This window comes from Agromyces sp. CCNWLW203, assembly GCF_036576125.1.
GTDB lineage: Bacteria > Actinomycetota > Actinomycetes > Actinomycetales > Microbacteriaceae > Agromyces.
This window is the reverse complement of record NZ_JAZHYX010000008.1, coordinates 123942-147706: the sequence shown is the minus strand read 5'-3', so window position 1 is coordinate 147706 and position 23765 is coordinate 123942. Positions and strand designations below refer to the sequence as shown.

The window sequence follows — 23765 nt, the reverse complement described above, 5'->3', positions numbered from 1 at the left end:
CACGCATGCTGAAGTGCGGATGCGGCGGTCCATCAGTGTGCCTTTCACGGCGCACCATAGACTCCGCAACATGGACGAGTCCGCCGCCCTCGAGACGACCGAGGCCCGCGCCGTCGAGACGGCTGACCGCGATCGCGTGCTGTGGTCCGATGCCGACCGCGAGTGGGCCAGCCGGGCAGCCGCGGCCATCGTGGGGGAGCGGGCGAGCGCCGACGAGTTCCTGAGCCGCCGCGCGCAGCTCGTGCTCGAACGCATCGGCACACGCCAGCCGGCGGTGACGCGCACGGTGCGCGGCATCCGGTGGCGGCCGTGGGTAGGCGTCGTGACGGTGGTCGCCGCGTTCTTGTTCGGGCTGCTCATCGACCGCATCGGCGGCGGGTCGAGCATCAACCTGCTCGCCCCGCCGGTGTTCGCGCTCGTCGTGTGGAACCTGCTCGTCTACGTCTGGCTGCTCGTGCGCCCGCTAGCGCTGGGGCGCGGGGCGGCCGGGCCGGTGCGGGGGCTGCTCATCCGGGTCGCGTCGGTGCGGGCATCCGGCGACAGCAGCCGAGCGGATGCCTCGACCGCCGCCCGACGCACAGCGCTCGCCGCGCTGCCCCGCGACTGGGCTCGCGTCGCCGCGCCGCTCTACACGGCGCGCGCCGCGCGAGTGCTGCACCTCGCCGCCGCGGCGACCGCGCTCGGCGTGATCGCCGGCCTCTACCTGCGCGGCCTCGCGTTCGAGTACCGCGCGTCGTGGGAGAGCACGTTCCTCGGCCCCGAACAGGTGCAGGCGCTCCTCGCCGTGACGTTCGCTCCCGGGTCCTGGATCACCGGCATCGCGGTGCCCGACGTGGCCGCGATCGAGGCGATCCGCGCGCCCGCGAGTGAGAACGCCGCGATGTGGATGCACCTCATGGCCGCCACCGTCGCGCTCGTCGTCATCGTGCCGCGGCTCGTGTTCGCCCTCGTCGCGGGGCTCGTCGAACGGCGCCGGGCGAAGCGCGTGACGCTGCCGCTCGACGAGCCGTACTACCGCCGCCTCGTCGCCGCGTGGGTGGGCGAGCCGGCGCGGGTGCGCGTCATCCCGTACAGCTACACCCTCGAGCCTGAGGCACGCGCCGGGCTCGAGGCCGTGCTCGCGCGAGCGTTCGGCAACGCGGCGCCGACGATCGATGCGCCCGTCGCGTGGGGCGATGACGTCGAGCAGAGCCAAGCGACGGATGCCGCGGGCAGGGGTTTCGCCGACGCCGGCGAGATTCGCCTGCCGCTGTTCAGCCTCACGGCCACGCCCGAGGAGGACGCGCATGGGGCGTTCCTCGCGGCGCTCGGGCGAGGCGGAGGTGGTGGCGGGGCCGGGGGTGCCGCGGCATCCGGAACCAACGTCGCGCTCGTCGACGAGTCGGCGTTCCTCGGGCGGTGGGGCGACGACGCCCAGCGGCGCGATGAACGGCGCGCTGCGTGGCGCGAGCTGCTCGAGGCGCACGGGAGCGTTGCGGTTTTCGTCGACCTCGTCGACCCCGATCTGGCGGTGGCTGAGGCGGAGCTTGCTGCCGCGGCATCCGCTCATGATGACGGGGTCGCGAACGAGGGGAGGGGGCGCGCATGAGCGGCGATGCGGCATCCGACCGGGTTCGTTCTGCGGTGGGCGGGTTTCGAGACGGCGCTGGCGCGCCTCCTCAACCAACAGAGGTACCCGGGCTCGATGCCGGGGCCGTGTCGCTGTCGCTCATCTCGCACACGAACGCGGGCAAGACGACGCTTGCGCGCACGCTGCTCGGGCGCGACGTCGGCGAGGTGCGCGACGCGCCGCATGTCACCGCCGAGGCCACGCCGTTTCCGCTCGTGCAGACCTCCGAGGGCGACCTGCTCACGCTGTGGGACACGCCCGGCTTCGGTGACAGCGTGCGGCTCGCGCGCCGGCTGCGGCAGAACCGCAACCCCATCGGCTGGTTCACGTCGCAGGTGTGGGATCGCTATCAGGACCGCGCGCTGTGGCTCAGCCAGCTCGCCGTGCGCAACGTCGCCGAGCAGGCCGACGTGGTGCTCTACCTCGTGAACGCGGCCGAGGCGCCCGCCGACGCCGGTTACCTCACCCCCGAGCTCGAGGTGCTCGAGTACGTCGGCAAGCCTGTGCTCGTGCTGCTCAACCAGACCGGCCCGCCGCGCGAGCGGTCCGCAGAAGAAGCGGATGCCGCGCGCTGGCGTGCCGCGCTCGGCCCCTCGACCAACGTGCGCGACGTGCTCGCCTTCGACGCGTTCGCGCGCTGCTGGGTGCAGGAGTTCACGCTGTTCGCAGCGATCGAACCGCTGGTTCCGGATGCCTCTGCGCCGGCCTTCGCCCGGTTGTCGGCCGCGTGGCGCGAACTGCGCATGGGCGAGTTCGACGCGTCGATGGCCGCGCTCGCCGGGCCGATCGCACGGGCGGCCGCCGATCGCGTGACGCTACCGGCCGAGCCGATCACGAACCGCGTCACCGGCTCGCTCGGCCTGCCGAACGCGGCGCGGGCGAAGGCGCAGTCGGATGCCACCGGCGAGATGGCCGCTCGTCTGCAGGCCGAGCTGCGCGCGGGCATGGAGCGGCTCATTGCGATCCACCGGCTCGAGGGGCGCGCGGCCGACGAGGTGCTCGAGCGAGTGGCAGACGGCGTGCACCTCGACGCGCCGCTCGACGGCACCCGCACCGCAGCGCTCGGCGGCGTCGTCTCAGGGGCGCTCACCGGGCTCGGCGCCGACCTCATGGCTGGTGGCCTCACCTTCGGCGCCGGCATGGTCGCGGGTGCGATCATCGGGGCGCTCGGCGGCGCGGGCATCGCGCAGGGCGTCAACGTGGTGCGAGGTCGCACCGAGTCGAGCCTGCGGTGGGAGGAGGCGTTCCTCGACGGGCTCGTGACGTCGGCGCTGCTGCGCTACCTGGCGGTCGCGCACTACGGGCGCGGGCGCGGGGCTTGGCGCGAGGGGGAGTATCCGTCGCACTGGCGGCCGATGGTCGTCGATGCGGTGGTGGCCTCGCAGGAGCGTCTTGCTGTGATCTGGGGGCGGCGGGGCGATGGCGGGGAAGCGGTGCAGCACTCGCTCGAGGGGCTTCTTCGTGAGCTGGCTCTCGGGCTGCTCGACGAGCTGTATCCGGGCACGCTCGACGACGGTCAGTGAAGCGTTTCGCCTCGTTTGAGCATTTCGACGAACTCGGCCACGCGAGCGGCTCGAGACGCCGGCCGCTTGAGGTTGGCCACGCGGAAGGCCATCGAGAACCGGTTCTGCGCCGACTGCGCCGCGAAGGCCTCAGCGACCTCCGGGTCTGCGTCGAGAGCCTCCTGAAGCTCGACGGGCACATCGCCGTCGCTCTGCCGGTACGCGCTGTCCCACCGGCCGTCGGCCTTCGCACGGTCGATCTCGTGCTGGCCTTGCGGGCGCATGCGGCCTTCTTCGGTGAGCCGAGTCACGTGACCGATGTTGACCTTCGACCACGTGCTTCGAGGTCGTCGTGGTGTGAAGGTGTGCAGGTAGTAGTCGGCGTCAAGGGATGACGTCTGTCCATCGATCCACCCGAAGCACAGCGCGACGTCGAGCGCCTCGGCGTACGTGATGCCGGGTCGGGTCGACGCCTTCTTGCGCAGTCGCAGCCGGACCCCGTTCGGATCGGGGTTCGCGTTCAACCACGCTTCCCATTCGGCGACCGCGTCGACGTGCAGTTCGGGCTTGCTCGCGCGGTCGGCCATGACCGGAGAATAGCTCAGCCGAGCGACACGACCGCGTCGATCTGCACCAGGGCGTTGCCCTGCAGCACATTGACACCGATCATCGAGCGTGCGGGCGCAGCGACGGGGAAGAACTCACGGAACACCTGATCGATGATCGAGCCGAACTCGATCAGCACGGGCGTGTAGATGGTGAGCTTGATCGCGTTCGACAGCTCGGTGCCTGCGGCGAGGCAGATGGTGTTCAGGTTCGTCAGGCACTGTCTCATCTGAGCGTTCACCGCTTGGTCACCGCCGCCCATCAACGCGTTCAGCGGCCGCGGCAGCATGTGCCGAGTCTCCGGATCGATCGGGAGCTGGCCCGACACATGGAGCAGCCCGTTGTGCGAGATCGCTTGGCTGGCGCCCCCGGGCGACCACGGCGCATCGGGAGTGAAGATCACGGTTCGTTCCACAGGTCACTCCCGAGCTCGAGGTCAACGACACTGGTCTCGACATCCTATGGCGGGAGCTCCGCGTGGCTCAGGACTGCGACAGACGGCGGTCTAGTTGCCGAAGGCTCCCGTCAGCACGCCGGCGGACGTGAGCAGCGCCGCGATGACGACACCGAACATCCAGATCGCTCGAACGCCGGCGGCTCGGCCCACTGAGCGGCGGAGCGATGCGAACGCGGCACCGTGGGAAGCGTCGAACGTCTCGATCGCGGCAGCGCCATTGGCGTGCCAGGTTCGTGGCATCCCGACGACCGACAGGAGTGAGGGTTCGGGTGCGACTCGCGCTCCGCGTCGCTTGGCCTGAAGCCAGCGCAGGAGTTCTCCATCACGAAGGACGATGACGTCTGATGGGCGTTGCTTCACCGTGATCGCCTTGATGCCGACCAGCACGATGATGGGGGTGGCGGTGACCGGCGCTCCGCTTGCAGCGGTGAGCCGACGGGACGCTTGCAGCGCCTCTGCTCGTGCCTTCCGGAGATAGTCGGTCTTCTGTCCGTTGATCATGATCATGTGGGCGCCCAGCCAGATGCGTGCGCCCGGGTGCCGCTTCGTGTTGATCGTGAAGACTCCGGTCGGGCCGACGATGACATGGTCGATGTCGGTGTCGTACTTGTCGATCGGTACGGAGTGAAGCACGGTCCACTCGCCGTTCAGTCCCTGAAGGCGGGCGCCCACGGCGAGCTCGCCGAGGGCACCGCCGTCCCAACTCATCGAGTCGGCTGACAAGGGTGAACGTCCAAAAGCCCGAGCCAACCGCCCACGCGGCGGAGCGGCGGTATTCAGGGCGAGGCACTTCGCGATCACTCCGGCGCCTGGTGGTCGGTCGACGAGCGTCGGCGCGACATCGGCGGGTGGTTGCTCGGGGAGCGGAGAGCTCATGAGCTCGTGTCCTTCCGGCCGGAGCGGTTGGTGCGGTAGCGCCAGCGTAGGTCACACGTGAGACACGTGTGCCGACGCGGACCGAAAGTACGGATGCGCCGGCCACACGAGGCGGCGCTGGGGGCCGCGCGGCATCACGCGGCCCCGGGATCTCTACGCCTCGGGCGGCGCCTCCTGCAGCGCACGCACCTCGATGCGGCCCTGCAGCGCCTGCGCTGCCTTGGTGGTCCATTCGAGAGCTGCGGCGTCGTCGGCCGCCTCGATCACCCAGAACCCGCCGACGTACGACGGCGCTTCGACGAACGGTTCGTCGAGCACCCGGGGCTCGCCCGACGAGGCGTCGACGGTCTTCGCGGTCGAGGGCGGGTTCAGGCCGCCGGCGAACACGAACGCGCCCGACTCCTTCAGTTCTGCGTTGAACGCGTCGACCGCGGCGATGACCGCTGCGAAATCGGCGGGGTCGAACTCCTGCATCGACTCCATCGTCGGCTCATCGGCGGAGTCGTGGGGCACGGTGAGGAAGTACTGCGTCATGATCGTTCCTTTCGTCGTCGGGTGCCGTTGGCGGCCCCTCTACTCATGCGTCGAACGAGCGCGGCTCAGATCGACACGGGCTCGAAATCAATAGTCTGCGCCGCTCGCCCGCTGGGCACCAGCAGGAGTAATCTCCGCTCATGAAGCGCTTCCCGGCCGCGGCACTGCACCAGGTCATCGCCGACCTGGCCGATGCCGGCGCCGGCATCGGGTCGCTCGCGGCACCCGGGAGCACCGGGCTCAGCACGGCCATATTGCCGCTCATCGCGCTCGCCGCATCGCTGACCGCCGCGGTCTGCGTCGGCACGCTCGTCGTTTCGTGGCTGCGCAAGCCCGAGCCCGGCACCTCGCTCGCGATCGTCGATCCCGAGGTCGCTGGCGTGCTGCCTGTCGGGTTCGTCTCGGGAGAGGCATCGACGCGGTGGCTGCCCGCGACGGTGGTGCTGCTCGCCGTCAGCGGGGTCATCGCGATCGAGGATCGCCGCGACATCCGTGAAGCTGCCGACCTGCCAGACGGCGAGCGGGGCGAGCCGGCGCGTGCGAAGGACATTCACCTGGTGTTCGACGGCGACGCTCCGCTGGCGGCTCGCACCGACGTCGAGAACGAGGGCGCCGACGGCACGGTGATCGCCATGCTCGCGCCCGGGCTCGTCGGCGGGTCGCGCACGCTCGCGCGCGGCGCGAGCGTCGACGTCGATCGGGTCGTGAAGAACAACGGGCAGTTGCTCGCAGTCACGCGCGACGGATTCCGCGACGCGGCCGCCTGGTATCGCGAGAATCGCCCGAGCCTGCGGTTCGGGGTGACGACGTTCGCGGGCCTCGCGGGCGTGGTGCTCGGGTTCGTCAGCCTCACCCTGCCCGACGACCAGTCGAAGTCGCTCGCCTGGAGCGCGATCGTGATCGGGGCGGCGGCGGTCGCGGTACGCGTGTTCCTGCCGCGGGCGATTCCGCTGAACGCCGCCGGCATGCAGTTGCGAGCGCGAGCGAACGAATTGCAGGCGGCGATCGAAGGGGCGGATGTCCCGACTGTCGCCGCGGGCGAGAAGCTCCTGCCGTGGGCGGTGCTGTTCGGCGAGACATCCGTCGTTCGAAGCTTCGCGGAGGTCGCGGCGAGGTCGGGCATCGCGCCGAGCTGGTATCGCTCGACGGCGCCGCTCACGGCCGACCGCCTCGCGTCGTGCCTGGCGATCATCGCCGCCGAACTCGTACAGCCCATCGGTGTCGGTGGCGGGGTACTGCAGCGCGGCGAGCACTCGCGGTTCGGAGTGCCGATGCTCGCCGACACTAAGGGGTGGGGCGGCGGGTACCTCGCGGGCGGCGGCAACGGCACGTTCGGCGACGGGGGAGGCGGCGGCTACGGCGGCGCCGGTGGCGGCTTCGACGGCGATGGCAGTTTCGGTGGTGGTGGGTTCGACGGCGGAGGTTTCGGCGGTGGTGGCGACGGTGGCGGGGGCACCTGAGTCGAACGGCACCTGAGCCGAATGCCAGCTGAGTCGGCGCTTCAGCCCTTCGTCGCGATGACCCCTCTGTTGCCGTCCTGGTCAGCGATCACCGTGAGCGCCGGCGCCTCGCTGTCGTCGACGATGGTTCCGCCCGCGGCGAGGGCGGCGGCGACCCGTTGCTCGACCGCCTCGGGCGCGACGTAGACCTCGAGGTGGAATCGCTGACGCGGGGCCTCGCGCTCGGCGGCGAGATGGGCGAGATCGGCGAGGTCCTCGACCTCCTCGAACCACAGGTTCGGCACCCGCACGGTGGCGTCCCGGATCTCGTCGCCGGGGGAGCCGCGGCCCTGGGAGTCGGCACTCCCGGTCAGGAGGGCGGCCCACACCGGGGCGATGGTCGCCGAGTCGGCAGCGTCGAGGCCGAGCTCGATCTCGCTGACCGAGGCCGGGTCAGCGGCGAGCCCGTGATCGGCAGCGATCGACGTGATGCGTCGCGCGAGGTCGACGTCGTGCTGGGTCACCCATTCGACGACGTGTTCGGTGCCCTCGTCGTCACGGTAAATGGCGTCGTCGCTGACCAGCTCGAGGTCGACGTACCCGGTGCCGATTGTGACGCGCGGGTGATGGCCGAGCGCGTCGCCCGCCTCACCCACGGCGACGACGAATCGTGCGCCGGAGCCGAAGTCGTCGATCAGGTACCGAGCATGCAGCCCTTGGGCGAGCTTGCGCCAGTCGGTCAGGTTGGCCGCGGCGATCTGGTCGCCCATCAGCATGTCCATGATCGCGGAGTGTAGCGCTGCGGCGGCGCGGCGGCATCAAGGAAGGCGGCTCTTCGAGGAGTCAACAAAAATGAAACACCGTTCCAAGAACTGTTGACAAATCTGATACGCCGTATCAATATGAGCAGGAGGACACGCCTCGAACAGATCGAACGGGAGCCAATGATGGTGGTCGAGCAGCAGGAGAAGATCGAGTTCACGGGCGTCGAATGGGACACGTCCGGCCCGGCCGGCTGCCGACTGAGGGCGGTGCCGGCGCACGACGGCACCGTGTGGAATGCGGTCGAGTACGACGCCGGTGCCAGCCGCACCGCCTGGTGCTCGCGATCCCACTACGGGGTCGTGCTCGAGGGAGAGCTCACGTTCGAATTCGAGGACGGCGGCGAGATCTCGGCGAGCGCGTGGGAGGGGTACCTCATCCCGGGCAACCGTCCGCATCGTGGTCGCAACCGCGGAGCTGAGCGCGCTCGGGCGATGATGATCGACCTTCCCGACGCGGCCTCCTGAGGCAGGTCGGCCACGGCCTCGGGTCGGGCCGACCCTGACGGGACCCGCAGTAATTCAGACAGCTTTGCCCAAGACACAGCAACGGAGATGTGGTCGAGTGACCGAGACATGGGAATCACGGGGCGCGAAGCCGCTGCTCGAGGTGCTCGATTCGTCGTATGGCGATGTCGAGGTCGAGTCGGCGGCCGCAGCGCCGGCTGCGGTCGAGGTGCGTGACGCCCGGGCCGAGCATGGGAGCCTCAACGGCGGCACCCTCGCCGATGGCGTCCTCGTGCAGTACGCGACCATCACCGCCGAGGTCATGGACGCCAACCCGGGCTGGAAGGTCATCGGCCGCTACGGAGTGGGCGTCGACACGATCGACCTGGCCGCGGCATCCGCTCGCTCGATACCCGTGGTCAACGTGCCCGACTACTGCGAGGAGGAGGTCGCGACGCACGCCGTCGCCCTCATGCTCGACGCGAACCGTCGCATCACCGCCGCCGACGCGCTCGTGCGCCGCGGCGAGTGGGCCGACTGGGCGCAGCTGCGACCCATCGCCCCGCTCTCGGCGGCCACGCTCTCGCTCATCGGCGTCGGCCGCATCGGCCGAGAGGTCATCCGCCTCATGCGCCCCTTCGTCTCGCGCATCATCGCGCACGACCCCTTCGCGGGCGACCTCGACGGCGTCGAGCTCGTCGATCTCGACACCGCGCTCGCCGACGGCGACATCGTGAGCCTGCACCTGCCGCTCACCGCTGACACCCACCACCTCGTCGACGCCGAGGCGATCACCCGCATGAAGGCGACCGCGACGCTCGTGAACGTCTCGCGCGGCGGCCTCGTCGACGGAGCTGCGCTCGCCGCCGCCCTGCACGACGGCCGACTCGCGATGGCCGCGCTCGACGTGCTCGAGACCGAGCCGCCCGCCGCCGACGACCCGATGCTCGCCGCGCCGAACGCGATCATCACCAATCACCTCGCCTGGTATTCGGATGCCTCGGAGCAGCGCTTGCGCGCCCGCCTCGCCGAGCGCTGCGCCGCCGTGCTGCGCGCACGCGAAGTGCCGTCGATCGTCAATCGCGCCGCGCTCGATCGTGCTGCGGCATCCGCCCCCGTCACCGCCCTGGAACACTCGTGAACCTCGCCGCCGACTTCTCGCCCGCCGCTCTGCGCGATCTTGCGCTCGAGCCGACCGGAGCGCCTGCTCGCGTGCTCGCCGGCGACCCGCGTACCGCAGAACACGTGCTCGTGGCGCAGGCCGGCCTCGAGGTCGGCGTCTGGGAGGTGACGCCGGGGGAGTTCGCCTCGGCCAAGCCCGAGGCCGGCGAGGTCATGCAGTTCCTCTCGGGCGAGGGCACGATCACGCACGCCGACGGTTCGGTCACCCGGATCGCGCCCGGAACGGTGCTCGTGCTCGAGCCCGGCTGGACCGGCACCTGGCGTGTCTCAGCGACCGTGCGCAAGGTCTACACGATCTTCGATGCCCCCGAAACGCGGCGGAACGCCGCCGACATCTGATCGAAATCAGAAATCGGTACGGTGTTCCAAAATCAACGAACGAGAGGAGACTACATGACCGTGACGGATGCGACGACGCCGCTGTCGATCACCGCCGACCCTGTCATCAGACGGCGCATCGGCGTCGTGGTCGCCCGCGTGGCCCTGCTCGCCCCGGTCGTGGCGATCTACGTGATCTTCTTCGTCTGGCCCGTCTTCAGCGTGCTGCTGCGTTCGCTCAGCCCCGAGGGTCGGTTCGACGCAGCCGCCCCCGTGCTCGACTTCGCGAACTACCAGCAGCTCTTCGTCGACGACTTCCTGCTGCGCATCGAATGGCGCACGGTGCTGCTTGCGGTCAACTCGACGCTGCTCACCGTGCTGCTCGCCTTCCCGACCGCGTACTTCATCTCGCGGCTCTCCAAGCGCACCGCGGGCCTCCTGCTCCTCCTCATCCTCGTGCCGTTCTGGGTCTCGATCGTCGTGCGGCTCTTCGCCGTCACCTCGATCCTCAGCCCCAATGGCATCGTCAACCAGTTGAGTCTCGCGCTCGGGTTCGGCGAGACCTCGTTGCTCTACACCCAGGCCGGCACCCTCGTCGGCACGGTCATGTACCTGCTGCCCTACATGGTGCTCGTGCTCTACGCCGGAATGACCTCGGTCGATGACAACCTCGTGCTCGCCGCCCGCACGCTCGGCGCCTCGTCGGTGCGCACGTTCTTCACGGTCTACCTGCCCATGGTGCGCGGGTCGATCGTGAGCGGTGCACTGCTCGTGTTCATCCTCGGCCTCAGCTTCTTCCTCGTGCCCGCCATCCTCGGCGGCCCGCAGGAGCAGACCATCTCGGTCTACATCCAGCAGCAGATCGACGTCTACCAGTGGGGCATCGCGAGCGCCATGGGCATCCTCCTGCTCATCGCGACGATCATCTGCTACGTCGGCGTCGTGAAGGTGGCCGGCAGCTTCCAGCCCGGCGGCGTCGGGCAGGCGCAGGCCAAGGGCGTCAGCACCTCGCTTCCGTTCCGCTGGTCGCCGTGGATGGCGGTCTCGGCCGTCGTGACCTTCATCACGATCACGTTCCTCGTGGTGCCCGTGCTCTTCGTCTTCCCGCTCGCGGTCGGCGAGACCGGCACCGTCGTCTTCCCGCCGCGCGGCTTCACGCTGCGCTGGTTCGGCGAGGTGTTCACCAGCCAGACCTGGCTCGGGCCGATCATGCAGAGCATCGTCGTCGCGATCGGCACCGCGGTGCTCTCGGTCGGCATGGCGCTGATCCTCGCCCGGGTCACGAGCCGCATGACCTCGACGCTCGGCAAGGCCGTCGTCGGCGGGCTCGCGTTCGCGCCGATCGTGACGCCCGCGATCCTCCTCGCGATCGGCATCTACGACGTCGAACTGAAGCTCGGACTCACCGGCACCACCATCGGGCTCATCTTCGCCCACACGATCATCGCAGCACCGCTCAGCTATGCGCTCATCGCCTCGGCCATGAGCGCGGCCGACCGCGGCATCGAGGCCGCCGCGTGGACCCTCGGCGCTTCACGCCCACGAGCCTTCTGGACCATCGTCGTGCGCGGCATCATGCCGAGCGTCGTCGGTGCATTCGCGATCGCCTTCGTGACCTCGTGGGACGAGGTCGTGCTCGCCCTCTTCATCCAGACCGGGCCGACGAAGACCCTGCCCGTGACCATCTACAAGTACCTCGAGAGCGGCATCGTTCCCACGGTTCCCGCCGTGGCCTCGCTGCTCGTGCTCGTCGTCGTCGTGATCGTCGTCGTACGAAGCGTCACGACCCGCGCGACCAACCGCCGCACCTCGGCCCGACAGGAGAAGTCATGACCCTCTCGACCGCCCGCCGCACCCCCGGCGACGACACGACGACGGGCGCTCGCCGCGGCGAAGTCCTGGTCTCGAGCATCGGCCTCGACTACAACGGGGTACCGGCGCTGGCCGACACCGACCTGCACGTGCATGCCGGCGAATTCTTCACGCTGCTCGGCCCGAGCGGATCGGGAAAGACCACGCTGCTCCGCATCATCGCCGGTCTCCTCGACCCTGCGCGCGGCGCCCTTCACATCGACGGCACGGATGTCACGCGAACGCCCACCCAGAAGCGCGACATCGGGTTCGTCTTCCAGAACTACGCCCTGTTCCCGCACCTGACCGTTGCCGAGAACATCGAGTACGGACTCAAGGTGCGGAAGATCCCCGGGGCCAAGCGTGCCGCGCGCGTCGCGGAGATGGTGGAGCTCGTGGCGCTCGGCGGATTCGCCGACCGCTACCCCTCGCAGCTCAGTGGCGGCCAGCAGCAGCGCGTCGCCCTCGGCCGCGCCCTCGCGCAGAACCCGCGGGTGCTGCTGCTCGACGAGCCGCTCGGCGCCCTCGACCGAGGGCTCCGCGAAGAGCTCGGCGCCGAGGTGCGACGCATCCAGCAGGAGTCGAACACCACCGCCGTGTACGTCACGCACGACCAGGAGGAGGCGTTCATCCTCTCGGACCGCATGGGCGTCATGCGCGACGGCCGCATCTGCCAGCTCGGCACTCCAGAGCAGCTCTACCGCGAACCGAAAGACCTCTTCGTCGCGAAGTTCCTCGGCAAGACGAACCTGTTCCCGGGGCGCATCACGGGTCTCGACGGGGCGCGCGCGACCGTGCAGGTCGGCGCCCACGAACTCACCGCCCGCGCCAACCCGGCGATCGTCGGCGATGACGTCGTGTGCTCGGTGCGGCCCGAGCAGCTGATCCTCGGCGGGCCGGAAGTGCCCGCCGGACTCCAGCGCATCAGCGAGGCCGTCATCACCGAGGTGCGGTTCCTCGGCCAGCGCCGGAGCATCCACCTCGACGCCGAGGGCGTGGCCTGCACGGCCGACCTCGACCCCGCGGCATCCGTGCCCGTCGTGGGCGACCGCGTGTCGCTCCTCGTGCGGCCCGGCGAGATCGCACTCGTCGCGGCCGAACCCGCGCGCGACTGAGGCGCGCTCGTACGACCCTGCACCGAAACCCGAATCGCATCACCAGCCAGAGCACCATCCAGCAGTCACGAGAAATCTAGGAGCAGCAATGAGTATCACCCGTCACCGCCTCCTGCTCGCAGGAGCCGCGACGATCGCCGCGGCGGTCGCCCTCACCTCGTGTTCATCCGCAGGCGACGCCGCTCCAGCGGAGGACGGCGCCATCAGCGGCGACATCCTCTTCTACGACACGAGCGGCGGTACCGTCTGGGAAGGACTCGACGCGACGCTCTTCGGCGACTTCACCGACGACACGGGCGTCACCGTGACCGACGACTACAACGAAGCCGCGACGAAGTTCTTCGCCGCGGCCGATGCCGGACAGGTGCCCTGGAGTCTCGTCTTCCTGCCGACCGTCAACGACGCAGCGAAGGCGGCCGACGACGGGTTCCTCGAGAAGATCGACACCTCGATCGTTCCCGTCGACAAGCTCGTCGAGGGCACCTACGACGAGTACGGCATCGAGGTCGGCACGTTCGGCATGGTGCTCACGTGGGACGACGAGGCCTACCCCGACGTGAAGCCCACCGAGATGGCCGACCTCTGGGATCTCGAGACCTTCCCGGGCAAGCGCTGCTTCTTCAACAACCCGCAGTACGGCTGGACCCTCGAGGCGGCGCTGCTCGCCGACGGCGTGGCACCTGACGAGCTCTACCCGCTCGACGTCGACCGCGCCCTCGCCAAGCTCGACGAGATCAAGAGCGACATCACGTGGTGGACGAGCGGTGCGCAGTCGATCGAGTCCTTCGAGAACGGCTCGTGCGACATCGGCATCCTCTGGGCGAACCGCGCATTCGTCGCGAGCTCCGAGAACGGCTTCCCGGCCTCGATCACCTGGAACGAGGCCGGCTACTCCAACTCGGTGTGGTCGATCCCGGCCGATGCCCCGAACGCTGCAGCGGCGCAGGAGCTCCTCGCGCACGTGATCGAGAACACCGAGGGCCAGATCGCCTTCGGCAGCAAGGTGCCCACGCCCATCCCGGCGTCGGTCATCGGCCTCGAGCCCTCGTCGTTCCCGGCCGGGGTGCAGCAGTTCCTCCCGATCGGCGAGAACGTCACCGACTCGATCAAGCAGGATGTCGGCTACTACTCCGACAACATCGACGCCGTGCTCGACCAGTTCAACCGCTGGCTCGGCGAGTAGCCGTAGCCGCTGCGGGGCCTGCCGCCGGGCACGACCGGCGGCAGGCACCGCGCACACGACCAGAACCACCGCCCGGAACGAAGGAGCCAACGGATGCGCATCGTCTGCATCGACACTGAAGACCAGTACCGCGAGATCGTCGAACGTGACGTCGCGGCGCCCCTGCGGGCGCAGGGCCACGAGTTCGCATGGGTCGACGGTGGGCGGTTCGACCAGCCCGGGGATGCCATCGCGAGCGCCGCGGGCTTCGACGCGCTCTACGTGATCGGCGACCAGGGGCCCTTGCCCGCCGGGCTGCTCGAACAGACACCGACCCTGAAGCTCGTGAGCTTCGTCGGCACCGGTGCTCGCCGCTTCGTCGACATGGCCGAAGCGGAACGCGCAGGCGTCACCGTGACCAACGTGCCCGACTTCGCCAGCCAGAGCGTCGCCGAGCATGCGATCGCGCTGATGTTCGCCGTCGCGCGTCGAGTGGTCGAGGGCGACGGCATCGTCCGCTCCGGCGCCTGGGCCAAGCACCAGGGCGTCAAGCTCGCCGGTGAGCGCATCGGCGTGATCGGTGCGGGCGCGATCGGCTCACGAGTCATCCGTCTCGCGAAGGGACTCGGCATGGAGCCCGTGTACTGGAGCCGCACCGAAGACCCCGAGCGCACCGCCGCGCTCGGCGCCCAGTACGTGAGCCTCGACGAACTCGTCGCGACCTCGCGCGTCGTCTCCGTTCACGTGACGCACTCGCCCGAGACCGACCGGCTCGTGAATCGGCAACTGCTCGAACGCCTGCGACCCGACGCGATCTTCGTCAACACCGCGCGCGCCGAGGTCGTCGACACCGAAGCGCTCGACGAGCTGCTCGCCGCCGGACGCATCTTCGGCGCCGGCATCGACGTGTTCGCCGAGGAGCCGCCGAATACCGAGACGCTGCCCTCGATCGGGAGCAACGCCGTGCTCACGCCGCACATCGGATTCCACACCGACGAGGCCGACGACGTGTTCCGGCTCGCCGGCGAGAACATCCTGGCGTTCGCGTCGGGCCGACCGACCAACGTCATCCACTGAAACGGAGCACCACACCCATGCAGATCCGACACGCCTCCCACCCCGCCGACGTCAGCGGGCTGCCCAAGGCCGCGCTGCGCGACCGCTTCGTCGCCGACGCGCTCTTCGTGCCGGGCGAACAGGTGCTCGTCTACACGCACGAGGACCGCATGGTCATCGGCGGCGTCGTGCCGCTCGCGGGTTCGCCCATCGAGCTCGAGAGCCCCGCCGAGCTGCGCAGCGAGCGCTTCTGCGATCGACGCGAACTCGCGGTCGTGCAGCTCGGGCAGGCCGGCACCGTCACGGTCGACGGCGTCGAGTACACGCTCGCGCACAAGGACGTGCTGTACATCGGCCAGGGCACGCTGAGCGTCGTGTTCGCCGCGAACGGCGACGAGGAAGCCGCGTTCTACCTCGCCTCGGCGCTCTCGTTCAGCGGCCACCCCACGAGGCTCGTCCGCCTGCAGGATGCGAACACCACGCAGACCGGTGACGCGTCGACGGCGAACCGCCGCACCGTCTACAAGCACATCCACGCCGACGGTGCGCAGAGCGACCAGCTCGTGCTCGGCATCACGGCGCTCGAACCGGGCAGCGTCTGGAACAGCATGCCGCCCCACACCCACGATCGCCGCACCGAGATCTACCTGTACTTCGGCCTGCCCGAGGGGCACCGCATCCAGCATGTGATGGGCGAACCCGACGACACCCGCACGCTCGTGCTGTCCGACCGCGACGCGGTGATCTCGCCGAGCTGGTCGGTGCACTTCGGATCCGGCACGACGAACTACGCGTTCGTGTGGGTGATGGCCGGTGAGAACCAGGCCTTCACCGACATGGATCAGATCGCCGTCACCGCCCTCGCCTGACCGGGGCTGCCGCTAGCGTAGGGACACCCCCTGCGACTCGCGCTCGTTCCGCACCACCGAATCCTCACGAAAGGGACGCCCGATGGCCGATACGTCGGAGAAGCAGCGCGACGCCGGAGGCACGACCGGCACGCAGAGCGTGGACCGCGCGCTGCAGGTGCTGCTCCAGATCGCCGAGAGCCCCCCGCCGGGGCTCACGCTCGCGGCGTGCAGCTCGATCCTCGGGTACTCCAAGCCCACGACGCTGCGCATCCTGCGCACGCTCGAGGCGCGGCAGTTCCTGCGCTTCGACGAGGAGCTCGGCGTCTACACCCTCGGTGTGGCCACCGTGCAGCTCGGGTCGGAGTACCTGAACCGGCTCGACCTCCGCCGCGCCGCACTGCCGTCGATGCGCTCGCTCGTCGACGAGACGCGTGAGACCGCCCACCTCGGCGTGCTGAGCGGCACCGACGTCGTCTATATCGAGCTCGTCGACAGCCCCCAGCCGGTGCGCGTGTTCAGCCGCGTGGGGGCGGCGGTGCCCGCGTATGCCACGGCGATCGGCAAGGCGATCCTCGCCTGGACTCCCGAAGAGATGCGCGCCGTGAGCATTCCGCCCTCGCTCGCGCCCCGCACGTCGCACACACTGCGAACGGCGGCGGACCTCGCCGACGACCTCGCGGCGACCCGCGACCGCGGATTCGCGATCGACGACCAGGAGAACCGCGAGGGCATCCGCGGCTTCGCCGCCCCGGTGTTCGACTTCCAGGGCCGGGCCATCGCGGCGGTCAGCATCGCCGGCCCTGCGACGCGCGTCACCCCTGAATCAGCCGAGGAGCTCGGCTCGCGCATCGTCGGGACCGCGGCCGAGATCTCGGCCTCCATGGGGGCGTCGCGGAGCGGCTCGTGAGCGCAGCACCCGGCCGCATCGCCGTCGTGACGGGCGCGAGCCGCGGCATCGGGCGTGCGATCGCCCTACGGCTCGCCCGAGGCGGCGCCGACATCATCGGCGTCGGCTCCTCGATCGACGGCCTCGCGGATGTCGCGGCCGAGATCCGCGGGCTCGGGCGGGCGTTCGAGCCGCTCGTCGCCGACCTCGCCGACCCCGATGCGGCGCTCGAGCTCGCCGGGCGCATCGGCGAGGCGCACGGCACACCCGATGTGCTCGTGCAGGCCGCCGGCATCAATCGCCGCGCGCCCGCAGCGGAGCATCCGACCGCCGACTGGGACGATGTCCTCGGTGTCAACCTGCGATCGCCGTTCATCCTCGCGCGAGAACTCGGGCGCGGCATGGTCGAACGCGGCAGCGGCAAGATCGTGTTCATCGCGTCGCTCCTGAGCTTCCAGGGCGGGCTCACCGTGCCCGGATACGCGGCGAGCAAGGGCGGCATCGCGCAGCTCACGAAGGCTCTCGCGAATGAATGGGCGGCCCACGGCGTGAACGTCAACGCCGTCGCACCCGGCTACGTCGCGACCGACATGAACGTGGCCATCCAGAGGGACCCCGTGCGGCACCGCCAGATCTCCGAGCGCATCCCGGCGGGTCGCTGGGCGACACCCGACGACATCGCGGGTGCCGCGGTCTTCCTCGCGTCGGACGACGCCGCGTACATCCACGGTGTCGTGCTGCCGGTCGACGGGGGCTGGCTCGGGCGCTGAGCGACTGCTGGCATCCGACGGACCCGGCGCGGCGGCAAGCGCGTCAGTCGGCAGTGCGCCCGGTCTCGCGGGGCGCATACCGCGCCAGCGTGATGCCCGTGCCCGTCGTCATGCTGCTGACGAGGGTCAGCTCCTGATGCACGCCGTCGAACAGGCGCTGCCCGGAGCCGAGCACCAGGGGATGCACGATCAGCACGTACTCGTCGATGAGCCCGGCGTTCGCGAGCGCGCGCACGAGCTCGCCGCTGCCGAGGATCGAGAGATCACCGTCATCCGTCGCCTTCAGCTCGGCGACCGTCTGCACGGCGTCGCCCGCGACGACGGTGGAGTGCTGCCAGTCGAGTTCGAGTGAGGGATCGCGCGTCACGACGTACTTCTCGGTGCGGTTCAGGTGCTCGGTGAACGGGTTGCCGTCGGTCTGGTGCGGCCAGTAGGCGGCCATGTGGTCGTAGGTGCGGTGGCCGAAGAGCATCGCGCCGGTGTTCGCCATGCCCTTCGCCATCTCGGCGCCGAGCTCGGGGTCGGCGTTCGCGCCGAGCGCCCAGCCGCCGAGCGTGAACCCGCCGCGGGTGTCCTCCTCCGGCGACATCGGCGCCTGCATCACGCCGTCGAGCGAGATGTTGTTGGTCACGGTGATCCTGCGCATGTCGGTTCCCTTCGTGAGCGGATGGCTCGTTCCATCGTTCTCCAATGAGTCGATGCCCGCGAGGGGAAATCGACACGACCTCCCCTCCACAGGCGCGAGGCATCGCGCGTGCGCGTGCGAGCACGACCGTGACGCGCACACGTTGCGCGGCGAGGGGTGGCCGTCGAGTCCTCGGCCGGCAGCCTCAGCCCGGCGGGATGTTCTGATTCAAGCGGAACAGGTTCGTGGGGTCGTACTCGCGCTTGAGCGCCTTCAACCGGCCGTACTTCTCCGGCCCGTAGGCCTGGCGAATCCGCGCCTCACCCTCGTCCATGAGGAAGTTCACGTAGACGCTCGTGTGGAACGGCTTCAGCGCCGTCCAGAAGTCGCGCACCCAGTCGCGTTCGGCATCGAAGCCGGCGGATGTCTCGGTCGCCGCGTTGATGTTGAACGTGTGTCCGACGCTCCGCCCGTTGAACGCCGTCTCGTTCTCGCCGACCGTCGCCACAGCGCCGCCGAGCTGCCAGATGGGAAAGCTCGTGAACGGCGACCGGATGCGCCGCGTGTGCTCGACCGTGATGTCGATGACCTCGTCGCTCAGTTCGGCGACATCGCACGAGCGGAAGTAGTACCAGCGCCCGGGCGGGAAGGAGGGGTCGAACATCGCCTGATGCTCGAGGAACGGCTTCGGTACGCACAGGTCGAGCACCGGCGAACCGAACCGCTTCATCGGGCGCACGACGCGTTCGCCCTCGTCGACCGGCCCGGTGTAGCAGCAGACCACGCCCACGATGAGCTTGCCGTGCAGCTCGGGCGGAACGAAGGGGAGCGGCGGCGCCTTGCGGTGCAGCACGATCGTCATGAGCTCGTCGGGCGCGTCGGCGATCCAGTCGCGGTAGAAGCGCAGCACCTGCGGCGACTGCTCGATCGGCCAGAAGATGGGGCCCGCGACGACCGTCGGACCGACCTCGCACAGTCTGAAGTCGAACGCGGTGACGATGCCGAAATTGCCGCCGCCGCCGCGCACGCCCCAGAAGAGCTCGGCGTTCTCGGTCTCGCTCGCGATGACGTGCTCGCCCTCGGCGGTGGTCAGCTCGACCGACGCCAGCTGGTCGATGCTGAGGCCGTGCTTGCGCATGATCCACCCGATGCCGCCGCCGAGCGTCAGGCCGGCCACGCCGGTGTGCGTGACGATGCCGCTCGGCACCGCGAGCCCCGAGGGCTGCGTCGCCCGGTCGAGGTCGCCGAGCAGTGCGCCCGCCTGCACGTGCACCGTGCGCGACTCGGGGTCGACGGTCACCCCCCTCATCGGCGCGAGGTCGATCACGATGCCGTCGTCGCACACCGAGAGGCCCGGAAAGCTGTGACCGCCGCCGCGAACGGCGACGGGAAGGCCGGTGCGGCGAGCGAAGAGGAGCGCCGCACCGATGTCGTCGGCGCCGGCGCAGCGCGCGATCACGGCGGGGCGACGATCGATCGAGCCGTTCCAGACCTTGCGGTGCTCGTCGAAGCCGGCGTCTTCGGGCCGCACGAGCTCGCCAGCGAACCCGGACTCCAGTTCGCTGAACGCGGCTGCATCGACCGCCACGGTCATGCCGTCAAGGTACTCCTCGGGTCTCGTGGCCGCCAGCGAGATTCGAGACGGCCATGCACCGCATCGGGTGCACGCCGCGGGGCGTGTCCGGAACCTCGGCTGACGCCACGCGGCATCCGCTCGTGGTCGCGATATCGTCGTCTGGCCGGCCGCCAGGCCTGACCGCCATCAGAAGGAGCCCGACGCCATGCCCGAACTCATCCTCGCCGGCAACGAACAGCAGACCGTGCCCGTCGTGATCTCGATCGCGCAGGGCCTCGGCTACGAGGCCACCCAGCCGTCGCAGGGCAGCATCAAGCTCGAGCGCGGCAACCTGTCGAAGACCCTGCTGCTCGGAGCGATGGCGGGCAAGAACTTTCACATCTCGTTCACGTTCGACATCGGCGTCGACCAGCACGGCAACACGTGGCTCCGCTTCGACCAGGATGGCGCCCTCGGCGCCGTCAAGGGCGGTGCGATCGGCTACGCGAAGAGCAAGAACGCGTACGCCGACTTCATCAACGCGATGCGCTCCGAGACGACGCGGCGCGGGCTGCTGCTCGGCGAGCGATAGGGCGCAGTCCGGACTACTCCTCGACGCCCGGGTCGCCGCCGTCGAGACCGCCGTCGGTGGACTCGCTGAGCGGCGCCGCCTCGCCGTCGGGCGTCTGCGTCGGATCCTTCGTCTCGCCGTCGTCCTTGCGCGGCTCCTCCGCGCCGGTCTCGTCGGCGCGGAGCTCATCGTCGGGTCGTCGGGGGCCGGTCGCCTTCGTCGGCTCGTAGGGCTGGCCGGAAACGGTCGAGTCGGTCATCGCTCGCTCCTTCGCGCATCAGTGCCGGCGAGGTCTCGTCGGGTCGCTCGGCCATGCCAGCCTCTCGCGATCGGCCGCGGGCGCGGAAGGGGTTGACACCCGACGTGCGGCGTCGATCGGGTACCGCCGGTGCGTGCCCGTGTTCAGCCCGGGCGGCATGCGGCCGCCATGCAGCATCCGCTTGCTCACTCGTGGTGCAGCCGCCGCGCGGCATCCGCTCGGTTGTTCGACCGCTCACTCGTCGTGCAGCCGCAGCACGCCCTCCGGATCGCGCACGACGACGCGGGCGCGCCCGTCGGGCCCGGCTCCCACGAGCGCGGGCGCCGCGGCGAACACGCGCTTCGAGCCCTCGCCGACTCGGGTCACCTCGGAGAAGTCGAGCACGAGGCATCCGTCACCGCCGACGAAGGGGGAGAGACGCGTGAGCACCTCCTCGGCGCCGGCGAAGAAGATCTCGCCCCGCAGCCTCGCGACGGTGTCGTCGCCCTCGCGTTCGAGCGAGGCGATCGGCGACAGCGGCGCCCCGTGGTGCTGCAGCATGTGCAGGCCGTGCCGCTCCGAGAGCAGCTCGAGGGTGGCCACCCCGCGGGTGCTGTTGCCGCGCGCGTCGAGGCGCGGGCTGAAGGTGCCGATGCCGAACTGGCCGGGCTGCACCGCCGCGATGCCGCCGCCGACGCCACTCTTCGCCGGCAGGCCGACGCGCACGAGCCAGTCGCCCGACGCGTCGTACATGCCGCAGCTCGTCATGACGGCCATGGTCCAGCGTGCGGCGTCTTCACTGATGACGCGGTCGTCGGTCACGGGGTTCACGCCGCCCGTCGCAAGCGTCGCCGCCATGATCGCGAGGTCGCGCGCGTTGACGGTCAGCGAGCACTGGCGGAAGTACGCGGTCGTCGCGACATCCGCCGTCGAAGCGAGCGTGCCGGCCGAGCGGGTCAGGTAGGCGAGCGCGCGATTGCGATCGCCGGTGGATGCCTCGGACGAGAACACGTCGTCGTCGACCGCGAGGTCGCGGCCCGCGAACTTGCCGAGGCCGGCCTGCACGAGGGCGAACTTCTCGTCGGCCGTGTCGCCCGGCATGAGCGAGGTCGTCACGATGGCGCCCGCATTGATCATCGGGTTCAGCGGGCGACCGGATGCCGCCTCCAGACTGATCGCGTTGAACGGCTCGCCGCTCGGTTCGAGGCCGACATGGCGGGTCACCTCGACGAGGCCGAGGGCATCGACCGCGAGCGCGAAGACGAAGGGCTTGGACACCGACTGGATCGTGAACTCGGCGTCGCAGTCGCCCGCCTCGTGCACGACGCCGTGGGTGCTCGCGAGTGCGGCGCCGAGCTGGTCGGGGTCGACGGTCGCGAGCTCGGGAATGTAGCTCGCGACCTCGCCGTCGTCGCGTGGGCGCACGTCATGGAGCACGGATTCGAGCATGCGTCGAACGGGATCCCGGAGTTCCGCGGCCATGGGGTCAGCCTAGGGGTGGGGTGGTTCTGCCGCCGTGAACGTTGGCGGATTCATGTGCAGAGTCTCGGCCGTGCCCTCCCTGATGTCCGTGTGATGAGCCCACTCGAGATGCCATCGTGTAGATCGTATCTTTGTTCGAATCTATGGTGTTATCGGCTTCTCCACAATCGAATCTTTCTCTTCCCTTGCCGTCCTCCACATGGGAGAATGAAGCATGAACGATTCGCCCAGAGCACTCCAGTCGCTGGAGGGTCTGTATGCGAATCTGACGGAGGCGTGGTCGGGCGCCCTCATGGCCGAATCGCGCGAGGTCGGCTCCGATGTCCGGGTCATGAGCGACGACGGTCTGGTGCGCGCGACCGAGGCGCTCGCGCGGCTGCAGCGCAGTGTGCAGGTGCTGCAGGCACGATGCGCCGCCGAACTGGCAGGGCGGTCGCGAACGGGCGACGAGTCCGACGTGGCGAAGAAGCACGGGTTCGCCACGGCCGAGCGGCTGATCGTCCAGGCGACCGGCGGTCGGTATGCGGATGCCGCGCGGCTCGTCTCCATCGGCGAGGCCACCTCCGGGCGGCGATCGTTCACGGGCGAGGTGCTACCGGCCCGCCATCCTCATCTGGCGACGGCGTTCGAGTCGGGCGCGGTGAGCATCGATGCCGCCGATCTGATCCGTCGATTCCTCGACCGCGTCGCCATTCGTGCCGATCGCGACGACCTCGGTGATGCAGAGGTACTCCTCGTCGAGCGGGCGCCCGTCGTCGGCGTCGAAGGCACGCAGCGTCTCATCCGGCAGCTCGAGGCGCATCTCGATCCCGACGGGGTGAAGCCGCGCGAAGACGAACTGCGCAGCGCCCGGTCGCTGAAGATCTGGCAAGACGCTGCCGGCATGATCAACCTCCGCGGCGCATTCGACCCGGCGAGCGGTGCTCCGATCAAGCTGGCGATCGAGACGCTCGTCGGCGCCGAGCTGCACGCCGCGCGCGACGCTCGCTCCGGGTTCGGCGCGAAGGCTTCCGGCGCCGCCGGCTCCGATGCAGCCGCCGCGGACGCGACGACCGGTCAGGCAGCTGATGCAGGGTCGGTCGGCGCTGGGCCGGATGGTGCTGGGTCGGCCGACGCATCCCGAGGCGACGGCGTGCTCGCCGAAGACCGCTCGATCGCGCAGATGAATGCCGATGCGCTCGCCGACATCGCGTGGCTGTCGCTGTCGAGCGCTGACGCCCCTCCGGCGCTGAGAGCGGTGACGGTCATCGCGCGCGTCGACGGTGACGACCTCGCGTCCGGCACGGGGCACGCGACGATCGACGGCGTCGAGCACCCGGTCTCCACCGAGACGGTGCGCGAGTGGGCGATGTCCGCTGGAATCTCGCCGCTCTACCTCGCCGAAGGCTCCGAGCGAGTGCAGCTCGGGCGATCGCGTCGACTCTTCAGCTCTGCTCAGAAGGCGGTGCTCGTCGCTCGCGACGGTGGCTGCGCCTGGCCCGGGTGCCAGCGGCCTCCCTCGCACACGCAAGCGCACCACATCCGCTGGTGGAAGCGAGATGAGGGCCCGACCGACCTCGAGAACGGCATCATGCTGTGCGCCCACCATCATCATCGGGTGCATGACGACGGGTGGAAGATCGAAATCAGAGACGATCGCAGCTGGTTCATCCCACCCGTGCATCCGGACCCCCATCAGGTTCCCCGGGCGGGCAACACGGCGCCCGAGCACCTGGCGCGCGAACATCTGGCGGCGGGCCGTCGCGCCCGCCGTGCAGGGCGAAGGGTGAGCATCCCCGCTGCGAGCGCCGCGCCTGCGGCGTGAGTGCGTTG

General features: G+C 69.9%; 24 protein-coding genes. 15 read left to right on the top strand and 9 right to left on the bottom strand.

All coding sequences use genetic code 11. The features are described from left to right. Positions 1-70 precede the first annotated feature (70 nt). Both VPH61_RS17285 and VPH61_RS17280 read left to right on the top strand, forming a co-directional pair. Entirely contained in the window at positions 71-1588 is a 1518-nt protein-coding gene (locus VPH61_RS17285) for a DUF2868 domain-containing protein (protein WP_332064750.1), read from the top strand. After that, positions 1585-3132: a DUF3482 domain-containing protein gene (locus VPH61_RS17280; protein ID WP_332064749.1), complete on the top strand. Its 1548-nt coding sequence runs from the start codon at positions 1585-1587 to the stop codon at positions 3130-3132. Before VPH61_RS17285 ends, VPH61_RS17280 begins: the two co-directional genes overlap by 4 nt. On the opposite strand, the gene VPH61_RS17275 is transcribed toward VPH61_RS17280, so the two are convergent. From VPH61_RS17275 to VPH61_RS17260, 4 genes are all read right to left on the bottom strand, one after another. Beyond that, a complete protein-coding gene (locus VPH61_RS17275; protein ID WP_332064748.1) occupies positions 3126-3698 on the bottom strand; it encodes a YdeI/OmpD-associated family protein in 573 nt (190 codons plus the stop codon). The two genes, VPH61_RS17280 and VPH61_RS17275, sit on opposite strands and share 7 nt — an antisense overlap. Before the next feature lie 14 nt (positions 3699-3712). After that, positions 3713-4132, bottom strand: coding sequence for a RidA family protein (locus tag VPH61_RS17270; protein WP_332064747.1), 420 nt, complete (start codon positions 4130-4132; stop codon positions 3713-3715). Between the two features lie 90 nt (positions 4133-4222). Next, positions 4223-4882: a nuclease-related domain-containing protein gene (locus VPH61_RS17265; RefSeq protein WP_332064746.1), complete on the bottom strand. Its 660-nt coding sequence runs from the start codon at positions 4880-4882 to the stop codon at positions 4223-4225. Positions 4883-5203: 321 nt separating this feature from the next. After that, positions 5204-5584, bottom strand: a complete 381-nt coding sequence (locus VPH61_RS17260) for a YciI family protein (RefSeq protein ID WP_332064745.1) — start codon at positions 5582-5584, stop codon at positions 5204-5206. A gap of 140 nt (positions 5585-5724) precedes the next feature. On the opposite strand from VPH61_RS17260, the gene VPH61_RS17255 reads away from it, so the two are divergent. Next, positions 5725-7044: a hypothetical protein gene (locus tag VPH61_RS17255; protein ID WP_332064744.1), complete on the top strand. Its 1320-nt coding sequence runs from the start codon at positions 5725-5727 to the stop codon at positions 7042-7044. A 41-nt stretch (positions 7045-7085) separates the two neighbouring features. Here VPH61_RS17255 and VPH61_RS17250 read toward each other — a convergent pair whose 3' ends face one another. Continuing rightward, positions 7086-7805, bottom strand: coding sequence for a VOC family protein (locus VPH61_RS17250; RefSeq protein WP_332064743.1), 720 nt, complete (start codon positions 7803-7805; stop codon positions 7086-7088). A 162-nt stretch (positions 7806-7967) separates the two neighbouring features. Between VPH61_RS17250 and VPH61_RS17245 the strand changes: the two genes are divergently transcribed. From VPH61_RS17245 to VPH61_RS17200, 10 genes are all read left to right on the top strand, one after another. Further along, on the top strand, positions 7968-8312 hold the full coding sequence (locus tag VPH61_RS17245) for a cupin domain-containing protein (RefSeq protein ID WP_332064742.1): 345 nt from the start codon (positions 7968-7970) through the stop codon (positions 8310-8312). 97 nt (positions 8313-8409) lie between these two features. Further along, on the top strand, positions 8410-9432 hold the full coding sequence (locus tag VPH61_RS17240) for a C-terminal binding protein (protein ID WP_332064741.1): 1023 nt from the start codon (positions 8410-8412) through the stop codon (positions 9430-9432). Further along, on the top strand, positions 9429-9812 hold the full coding sequence (locus VPH61_RS17235) for a cupin domain-containing protein (protein WP_332064740.1): 384 nt from the start codon (positions 9429-9431) through the stop codon (positions 9810-9812). The genes VPH61_RS17240 and VPH61_RS17235 overlap by 4 nt, the downstream gene beginning before the upstream one ends. A 54-nt stretch (positions 9813-9866) precedes the next feature. Then, the gene (locus VPH61_RS17230) at positions 9867-11624 is read left to right on the top strand and encodes an ABC transporter permease subunit (RefSeq protein ID WP_332064739.1); all 1758 of its coding nucleotides are present in this window, start codon (positions 9867-9869) and stop codon (positions 11622-11624) included. Continuing rightward, positions 11621-12757: an ABC transporter ATP-binding protein gene (locus tag VPH61_RS17225; protein ID WP_332064738.1), complete on the top strand. Its 1137-nt coding sequence runs from the start codon at positions 11621-11623 to the stop codon at positions 12755-12757. Before VPH61_RS17230 ends, VPH61_RS17225 begins: the two co-directional genes overlap by 4 nt. 88 nt (positions 12758-12845) lie before the next feature. Then, complete coding sequence (locus VPH61_RS17220; RefSeq protein WP_332064737.1) at positions 12846-13940, top strand: extracellular solute-binding protein; 1095 nt, start codon at positions 12846-12848, stop codon at positions 13938-13940. Between the two features lie 93 nt (positions 13941-14033). After that, complete coding sequence (locus VPH61_RS17215) at positions 14034-14996, top strand: 2-hydroxyacid dehydrogenase (RefSeq protein ID WP_332064736.1); 963 nt, start codon at positions 14034-14036, stop codon at positions 14994-14996. A 17-nt stretch (positions 14997-15013) separates the two neighbouring features. After that, positions 15014-15844: a 5-dehydro-4-deoxy-D-glucuronate isomerase gene (gene kduI, locus VPH61_RS17210; RefSeq protein ID WP_332064735.1), complete on the top strand. Its 831-nt coding sequence runs from the start codon at positions 15014-15016 to the stop codon at positions 15842-15844. Between the two features lie 82 nt (positions 15845-15926). Then, a complete protein-coding gene (locus VPH61_RS17205) occupies positions 15927-16733 on the top strand; it encodes an IclR family transcriptional regulator (protein ID WP_332064734.1) in 807 nt (268 codons plus the stop codon). Beyond that, positions 16730-17482 (top strand): SDR family oxidoreductase, encoded by a 753-nt coding sequence (locus VPH61_RS17200; RefSeq protein WP_332064733.1) that lies wholly within the window; start codon positions 16730-16732, stop codon positions 17480-17482. Before VPH61_RS17205 ends, VPH61_RS17200 begins: the two co-directional genes overlap by 4 nt. Before the next feature lie 43 nt (positions 17483-17525). Here the strand turns inward: VPH61_RS17200 and VPH61_RS17195 are convergent, their stop codons facing one another. After that, positions 17526-18128, bottom strand: a complete 603-nt coding sequence (locus VPH61_RS17195) for a dihydrofolate reductase family protein (protein ID WP_332064732.1) — start codon at positions 18126-18128, stop codon at positions 17526-17528. A gap of 184 nt (positions 18129-18312) precedes the next feature. Then, positions 18313-19701: an FAD-binding oxidoreductase gene (locus VPH61_RS17190; protein WP_332064731.1), complete on the bottom strand. Its 1389-nt coding sequence runs from the start codon at positions 19699-19701 to the stop codon at positions 18313-18315. 187 nt (positions 19702-19888) lie between these two features. Between VPH61_RS17190 and VPH61_RS17185 the strand changes: the two genes are divergently transcribed. Beyond that, positions 19889-20254, top strand: a complete 366-nt coding sequence (locus tag VPH61_RS17185; protein ID WP_332064730.1) for a hypothetical protein — start codon at positions 19889-19891, stop codon at positions 20252-20254. 13 nt (positions 20255-20267) lie between these two features. Here the strand turns inward: VPH61_RS17185 and VPH61_RS17180 are convergent, their stop codons facing one another. After that, on the bottom strand, positions 20268-20492 hold the full coding sequence (locus tag VPH61_RS17180; protein WP_332064729.1) for a hypothetical protein: 225 nt from the start codon (positions 20490-20492) through the stop codon (positions 20268-20270). Between the two features lie 234 nt (positions 20493-20726). Continuing rightward, positions 20727-21953 (bottom strand): glutaminase A, encoded by a 1227-nt coding sequence (glsA, locus tag VPH61_RS17175; protein ID WP_332064728.1) that lies wholly within the window; start codon positions 21951-21953, stop codon positions 20727-20729. A gap of 214 nt (positions 21954-22167) precedes the next feature. Here glsA and VPH61_RS17170 point away from each other — a divergent pair, with 214 nt between their 5' ends. Then, positions 22168-23757 (top strand): HNH endonuclease signature motif containing protein, encoded by a 1590-nt coding sequence (locus VPH61_RS17170; RefSeq protein ID WP_332064727.1) that lies wholly within the window; start codon positions 22168-22170, stop codon positions 23755-23757. Positions 23758-23765 lie beyond the last annotated feature (8 nt).

Coding starts and splice junctions, on each gene's coding strand:
- VPH61_RS17285 (WP_332064750.1), top strand. CDS start 71: ATGGACGAGTCCGCCGCCCTCGAGACGACCGAGGCCCGCGCCGTCGAG.
- VPH61_RS17280 (WP_332064749.1), top strand. CDS start 1,585: ATGAGCGGCGATGCGGCATCCGACCGGGTTCGTTCTGCGGTGGGCGGG.
- VPH61_RS17275 (WP_332064748.1), bottom strand. CDS start 3,698: ATGGCCGACCGCGCGAGCAAGCCCGAACTGCACGTCGACGCGGTCGCC.
- VPH61_RS17265 (WP_332064746.1), bottom strand. CDS start 4,882: ATGAGTTGGGACGGCGGTGCCCTCGGCGAGCTCGCCGTGGGCGCCCGC.
- VPH61_RS17260 (WP_332064745.1), bottom strand. CDS start 5,584: ATGACGCAGTACTTCCTCACCGTGCCCCACGACTCCGCCGATGAGCCG.
- VPH61_RS17255 (WP_332064744.1), top strand. CDS start 5,725: ATGAAGCGCTTCCCGGCCGCGGCACTGCACCAGGTCATCGCCGACCTG.
- VPH61_RS17250 (WP_332064743.1), bottom strand. CDS start 7,805: ATGGACATGCTGATGGGCGACCAGATCGCCGCGGCCAACCTGACCGAC.
- VPH61_RS17245 (WP_332064742.1), top strand. CDS start 7,968: ATGATGGTGGTCGAGCAGCAGGAGAAGATCGAGTTCACGGGCGTCGAA.
- VPH61_RS17230 (WP_332064739.1), top strand. CDS start 9,867: ATGACCGTGACGGATGCGACGACGCCGCTGTCGATCACCGCCGACCCT.
- VPH61_RS17225 (WP_332064738.1), top strand. CDS start 11,621: ATGACCCTCTCGACCGCCCGCCGCACCCCCGGCGACGACACGACGACG.
- VPH61_RS17220 (WP_332064737.1), top strand. CDS start 12,846: ATGAGTATCACCCGTCACCGCCTCCTGCTCGCAGGAGCCGCGACGATC.
- VPH61_RS17215 (WP_332064736.1), top strand. CDS start 14,034: ATGCGCATCGTCTGCATCGACACTGAAGACCAGTACCGCGAGATCGTC.
- kduI (WP_332064735.1), top strand. CDS start 15,014: ATGCAGATCCGACACGCCTCCCACCCCGCCGACGTCAGCGGGCTGCCC.
- VPH61_RS17205 (WP_332064734.1), top strand. CDS start 15,927: ATGGCCGATACGTCGGAGAAGCAGCGCGACGCCGGAGGCACGACCGGC.
- VPH61_RS17195 (WP_332064732.1), bottom strand. CDS start 18,128: ATGCGCAGGATCACCGTGACCAACAACATCTCGCTCGACGGCGTGATG.
- VPH61_RS17190 (WP_332064731.1), bottom strand. CDS start 19,701: ATGACCGTGGCGGTCGATGCAGCCGCGTTCAGCGAACTGGAGTCCGGG.
- VPH61_RS17185 (WP_332064730.1), top strand. CDS start 19,889: ATGCCCGAACTCATCCTCGCCGGCAACGAACAGCAGACCGTGCCCGTC.
- VPH61_RS17180 (WP_332064729.1), bottom strand. CDS start 20,492: ATGACCGACTCGACCGTTTCCGGCCAGCCCTACGAGCCGACGAAGGCG.
- glsA (WP_332064728.1), bottom strand. CDS start 21,953: ATGGCCGCGGAACTCCGGGATCCCGTTCGACGCATGCTCGAATCCGTG.
- VPH61_RS17170 (WP_332064727.1), top strand. CDS start 22,168: ATGAACGATTCGCCCAGAGCACTCCAGTCGCTGGAGGGTCTGTATGCG.